This window comes from Asticcacaulis biprosthecium C19 (assembly GCF_000204015.1).
GTDB classification, from domain to species: Bacteria; Pseudomonadota; Alphaproteobacteria; order Caulobacterales; family Caulobacteraceae; genus Asticcacaulis; species Asticcacaulis biprosthecius.
This window is the reverse complement of the sequence record NZ_GL883077.1, coordinates 802,035-808,114: the sequence shown is the minus strand read 5'-3', so window position 1 is coordinate 808,114 and position 6,080 is coordinate 802,035. Positions and strand designations below refer to the sequence as shown.

5 protein-coding genes are annotated in these 6,080 nt (G+C 56.8%); 2 read left to right on the top strand and 3 right to left on the bottom strand.

The annotated features are described in order from the left end of the window. Positions 1-743: 743 nt before the first annotated feature. Positions 744-2,900: an ergothioneine biosynthesis protein EgtB gene (gene egtB / locus ABI_RS04070; protein ID WP_050808185.1), complete on the top strand. Its 2,157-nt coding sequence runs from the start codon at positions 744-746 to the stop codon at positions 2,898-2,900. A 5-nt stretch (positions 2,901-2,905) separates the two neighbouring features. On the opposite strand, the gene ABI_RS26415 is transcribed toward egtB, so the two are convergent. Beyond that, positions 2,906-3,037, bottom strand: coding sequence for a hypothetical protein (locus ABI_RS26415; RefSeq protein ID WP_280959733.1), 132 nt, complete (start codon positions 3,035-3,037; stop codon positions 2,906-2,908). A gap of 26 nt (positions 3,038-3,063) precedes the next feature. Continuing rightward, entirely contained in the window at positions 3,064-3,480 is a 417-nt protein-coding gene (locus ABI_RS04065) for a hypothetical protein (RefSeq protein ID WP_006271570.1), read from the bottom strand. 185 nt (positions 3,481-3,665) lie between these two features. Between ABI_RS04065 and ABI_RS04060 the strand changes: the two genes are divergently transcribed. Continuing rightward, the gene (locus ABI_RS04060; protein WP_211211110.1) at positions 3,666-4,190 is read left to right on the top strand and encodes a TetR/AcrR family transcriptional regulator; all 525 of its coding nucleotides are present in this window, start codon (positions 3,666-3,668) and stop codon (positions 4,188-4,190) included. A gap of 371 nt (positions 4,191-4,561) precedes the next feature. On the opposite strand, the gene ABI_RS04055 is transcribed toward ABI_RS04060, so the two are convergent. Further along, positions 4,562-5,914, bottom strand: a complete 1,353-nt coding sequence (locus tag ABI_RS04055; RefSeq protein WP_006271567.1) for an ABC1 kinase family protein — start codon at positions 5,912-5,914, stop codon at positions 4,562-4,564. Positions 5,915-6,080: the final 166 nt, after the last annotated feature.

Here is a 6,080-nt window from a genome sequence, read left to right as displayed (position 1 = left end):
CCTCTTTAACGGTCAGTCACCAATGCGGCTGGCATCACACAGCTTTCCGCAGTTTCAAAGGTGCAATGTCACAGGCCGCAGATGACCAGGAACTGTCGCCTGGTCTTGTCCAGGGCGAAGACCAGCAGCGCATCTGACCGGTAAATTTTAACCACGGATCAGGCACGGATGTCTTTGCGCCCTGAACCCGCGGAACGATAACCTGTCTTGAGCGCACAGCGCTCGAAGTTCCACGATGACCAGAGCCGAATCGAGCGCCGTATACACTGACAACCGTGCTTCATCCGTGCATTAACCGCGCAGTCCGGCTGCAAGGCCCGCATCCGTGCCTCCATCCGTGTTTAAACCTATTCTGTCCGACCGTGTCCGGGCGTGCCGATATCGACTCTGCCCCGTTTTTACTCGGTGAACGGTGTCGGCGTCCCGGATTGAATTCTTTCGCGGCTCAATGGCTGGCCTATGCTATCCCCTGTCAACGCTTCGCCACTGGCCTCACGACCAGTTGCGCATGACTCGAGGCCAGTGTGGATCGCTACGCCTTCACTGTATGAGACTTGCACTCACTACGCCTTGCCGGTCTCCCGGCGCACTCACCGCAATCTTAGGATCATGCAGCGTCTATTATCTATTTGGATTAAACACGTGTCCGATCTCAGGACGGCGAAACGACTAGCGAGAACGAAGCAGACAGATTCTGGCATGAGGCCGGTTTAATAGGCTTTAGAAACGAAAGGTGACGGACAATGGATAGCTTGGAAGCCTTGCGCTCGGTTGAAAGCTCTCGCGAAGCTCTAATGCTCGCCAAATTTGTCTCAACCCGGCGGCAAACCGAAAGACTCATTGTGCCCCTCGGCCCAGAAGACGTGGTTGTCCAATCGATGCCCGATGCCAGCCCCGTCAAATGGCATCTTGCCCACACGACATGGTTTTTCGAAACGTTCCTGCTGGGTAGCGTTGACGGTTACACTGCATTTGATCCCGCTTTTGGATACCTCTTCAACTCATATTACGAAGCATTGGGGCCGCGTCAGCCTAGGGCGCTTCGCGGCTTGCTAACTCGGCCAACGCTTGAAGCCGTCCTCGCCTACCGCGCCCACGTCGACCATCATATGGAACTCCTGCTGGGAGGCGAGGTATCGCCGGAGAGCGAAGGTTTGGTCCGCCTTGGCATCGCCCACGAAGAGCAGCACCAAGAGCTGATCCTGATGGATGTTCTGCATCTACTGGCGCAGTCGCCGCTCAAACCCGGCTATGACGGGACTTTATGCGCCGACATTGGTGGCAAGTCTGGCCACTTCCGTTTGCGTCCGGGCGGACTCGTCGAAATCGGCCATAGAGGCGATCACTTTGCCTTCGACAATGAAGGCCCCCGCCATCGCATTTGGTTGCAGCCATTTGAGATCAGCGACCGGCTGGTGACCAATGGCGAATGGCTGGCCTTCATGGCCGACGATGGCTACAATCGGCCGGATCTGTGGTTGTCAGACGGCTGGGCTCAAGCTCAGAGCCAAGCTTGGAATGCCCCCTTCTATTGGCAACATGATGGCAGTGCCTGGCAAGAGATGAGCCTACGCGGCTTCAACCCCATTGTCGCCGACAGTCCTGTCACTCACATCAGTTTCTATGAGGCGGACGCCTATGCGCGCTGGGCCAGCGCACGTCTGCCGACCGAAGCCGAGTGGGAGGCCGCCGCCAGCGATGGTGCGCTAGATCAGGTCGCCGACGTCGCCTGGCAATGGACCAACAGCGCCTACCTACCCTATCCGGGCTTTAGTCCCGGTGCCGGCGCAGTCGGCGAGTATAACGGCAAGTTCATGAGCGGGCAGATGGTCCTGCGCGGCGGTTCAAGCTTCACACCCCCAGGGCATACCCGCTCGACCTACAGGAACTTCTTCAAGCCGGAACAACGGTGGATGCGGTCTGGCATTCGCTTGGCGCGCGACATTGCACCAGGGCGTTACGAAGTCGACGGGTCCGATTCAGCCTTTGCCGCTGACGTCGTCAAGGGCCTGTCTGCGCGACAAAAGACGATGTCGCCCAAATATTTCTATGATGGCGCGGGTTCCGTCCTGTTCGAAGAGATTTGCCGCCTTGATGAATACTACCCGACCCGCACCGAAACAGACCTACTGACAAAGATCGCCCGCGACCTCGCGGCCGATATCCCCGACGACGCAGTCCTCGTAGAGTTCGGTAGTGGTGCCAGCGAAAAGACACGAACGCTTCTCGAAGCCGCACCGCAAATCACTGCCTATGTCCCGATCGATATCAGCGAGGACGCGCTGCGTAATGCAACCCTACGCCTGAAGGCAGGCTATCCGAAGCTATCAGTGACCCCAATCGTCGGCGATTTCACAACCGAGGTCGATCTTCCAACGGCCCTGAATGGTCGGCCGTTGGTTGGCTTCTTCCCTGGCTCGACCATCGGTAACCTTACCCACGCCGAGGCAATTGCCTTTCTGCGAACTGTCCGGAGGATGTTGGCAGCCGGAGCGCAGCTAATATTGGGCGCGGACATCGTCAAGGACGAAGCCACCCTCATTGCCGCCTATGACGATGGTGCTGGCGTTACCGCCCGTTTCAATAAGAATCTGCTTGTCCGGATCAATCGCGAACTGAGCGGCAATTTCGATATAGACGCGTTTGATCACCTGGCAGTGTGGAATCGAGAGCATGAACGCGTTGAAATGCATCTCGTTTCCAGGACCGACCAAATCGTGACAGCCGCTGGCCATGCTTTCTCTTTCAAGGCCGGCGAGCGTCTCCATACCGAGAATTCGCACAAGTTCACGCCGTCCTCTTTGCGACGACTCGCGGAAGCATCAGGTTGGGTTCTTGAGAACCAGTGGATTAGTCCCAAACCTGAGTTTGGAATTTTCAAATTGGTGGTAGCGCCATAAAGTCTTTACGCTTGAAGCTCCGCAAAGAGGGCCGCGAGCAATTCCATTCCGGCACCCCAGCCCTTTTTCAAGCCGTCAATCGCGGCCGCGAAGCAGGCCAACTCTTGTTCAGTCGCTTCGTGCGGGACCCAGGTCAAGCGCCGCCCCCTGCGCACGATAGCGATTAGCCCTTTGCGATTGCCGCGCCGAGCTCTTCGTTCAGATGCGGTCGGCCGTTCAAATTCCAAGTGCCGTCAACCGTATGCACGCCATTGGTCCAGATCCTATCACGCGACAACGTCCCGCCTGAAATCCTGTGGAGGATCTCCGTCACATCCCCGAAAAACTTTTCCTGGACCTGCTGGTCAGCCAAAGCGAACGCAGGCGTCTTAGTTTCGAGCCATGCGCCTTCGACAGGCTTTCCGCCGGCATATGCCCTGCCCTTTTCAAGGATGTTGACGTGCGCCGTCACATTGGGGGTCATCACACGGTTTCCAGTGAGATTGTGCGCGGCGAGAAATGCCTCGGTAATCTCAGCGATGGCTTCGGCTTGTGCCGTGTCAGAAAGGGCACCGTCAGTCAGGGTCAGGGTCAAAGGCATGTGTGGCTCCACTCTTCGGTAACGGCATCAGCAGCCGTGTTGAATTAAAATAGCGATCGTTATATAATGACCGCCATACTCCATAAGATAGCGATCGTTATGGAGTCAATGATTAAATTGCGATCGTTATCTAAAGGTGTGATTTGCGCTATAAGACGGGCCACAAAGAGGAAGCCAGAGAACGGATGATCACCGCCGCTGGTCGAGGCTTTCGACGCAAGGGATTTGCCGGCATTGGTGTTGATGGACTTGCGAAGGAGGCTCAGGTTACGTCCGGGGCGTTCTACAGCCATTTTCCTTCAAAAGACGTCGCGTTCCGGGAGACTTTGAAGGCGGGAATGGAAGACCTTCGAGCCGGTATTGAAGCGATGCAATCTCAGCATGGCACTGAATGGCTGCACCCTTTTGTCGACTTTTACCTTAGCGAAAAGCGCACGTGTGACCTTGGGTTAAGCTGCGCCATGCAAAGCCTATCACCAGAAGTCTCAAGGTCTGATCCCGAAACACAAGCCGTGTTCAGACATAGTGTGCAGCAAGTGGTTGATCAGGTTATCAAGGGCTTACCGGGCGACAATGACGAAGACCGAGAGACGAAGGCATGGCGTATCCTCTCCATTCTCGCTGGCTCAGTAACCTTGGCGCGTGCAGTCGGAGATGTTGGTTTGGCAAACATCATCGCCAGGTCGGCGAGAGTTGTGGCTGATCAATAAGTCGGCCATTTAGAACAAGTCCCAAGGGCGCGTGATTTGTGGAGCCGGATGAAACCACTATTCAGCAAGTGCCCCTGAGCCCGGCTCGAGGCTACGACGCCTAGCACGGGCAAGCTAAGTATTGGCCGCCAATCGCCCCAGCGGCTATAAAGAGAAAAGGGGTCAGAGTCATTAACATGAAGATTTAAGGATGCACTGAAGGAATGTGCCGAAAGGGTCGGCCTTGCCATCACCTCACAACCGGCCCAACTCTCCGACGAGCAACGCCAGAAACAGCAGCAGCGAGATCGCCTGCCACAGCTTTTCCAGGTTGCGCCGCGCCCAGGTGTCGCGCCGTGCCGGCACGGACACCGTGCTCAGTGCGCGGCTTTTCAGGTGACGGGCCCGTTCGAACCCGTCGTGGAATCGTTCGTCCGGGTCCTATCCAATGCCTCGCTCACCATCCCGCGGAGCCCTATACGAGCCTTGGCCTTGACACCAAACATCGCCGTGCCCGTAAACTTGCGCTGCACGAAAAGGGTATCGATTGGAGGCGTGTGCCAGGTAGAGCGATCGAGAGCTATCTTACTGCCCTCGGCTTTGATAACGGGCACAAAAGTGCGGTCAGCAAAATCAACCGTCGCCCGCCCGAAGTGCCGTATCATCACGTCCATCATGGTGTTCATTTCGGCAGAATAGCGCCTTCCGACATCCTCGGTCATCACGCCGATATCAACCAATGCTGACCGCAGGGCTCCGCGGTCCTCGTCAAGCCCCGCCTGCATCAGCTTACGATACGCCCTGACCGTCGCTTCAGGCACCGGCCTTGTCGCGCCAAAATCCAGCAGCACGATCTGCCTGGTCCTTCGCACCCACTTGTAATTGCCGAAATTCGGATCCGTTTGCATGAAACCCAGCACGAACAATTCCCTCAAGCTTAGCCCGAACAAGCCGGCCGCCATATGGTCACGTACGTCCTGAGACTGATCGAAGACCGTCTCCAAGTCTTCTCCTTCCATGAAATCCATGGCCAGGACATTGGGCCGGGTCAGGGGCTCATACGCCGCAGGGACAAGATACTCCGGCGCATCCTGCAACGCCGAGCGATAGCGCTCCATGTACTCGGCCTCACGCAGATAATCCGTCTCTTGATGCAACTGAACCCGTGCTTCTTCGATCAGCCGATCCAGATCCTTCAGGCTTCCCGCTAATCCGATAGCTTTCAGCAGCCCTGATATATTCGCCACATCGGCGTCAATGCTTTGCTTCACATTCGGAAACTGAAGCTTAACCGCCAGGACCTGCCCGGACTTTAGAACAGCCTTGTGCACCTGACCGATCGACGCGGCCGCAATCGGCGTAGAGCTGAACGATTGAAAGGCGTTGCGCCAGTCCGCTCCCCAAGCGGCCCTTAGCACTGTATCAACCTGATGGTTCGGCATCGTGTGTGCCGCCTGCTGAAGCTGCGCCAAGGCCTGGCTAAACTCCCTTGGCAGCAAATCACCATTGTCCATCGACAGAATTTGACCGACCTTCATCGCCGCGCCACGCATCCGTGCCAGATGTTCAGCGACCTGCAAACCGGTCGATCCGCTGAATATCAAGGCGCCGAGGTCGGGCATCTTGCCATGAGCGAGTTGCTTCGCACCTTGTCCGACGATACTACCGACACCCGCAGCGGCAAGGCCTCCCAGGGCGAACAGGCGCGCGGCGGGACTGGTGGGCATGGTTGTCCGCTTGAACATTTTGTCAGCCTTTTCATTCCATATCTGTAAGTACGCACCCGCTCACACGCCGGTTCTTGTGCCCAGGCTTTTTCACCGCGTCATCTTGTCGCTCATCTTGGAAAAACCTGACGTCATAAGACGTTTATTGCCAACGGCACGGGTAGCTGACCGCTAAGAGGCCAGC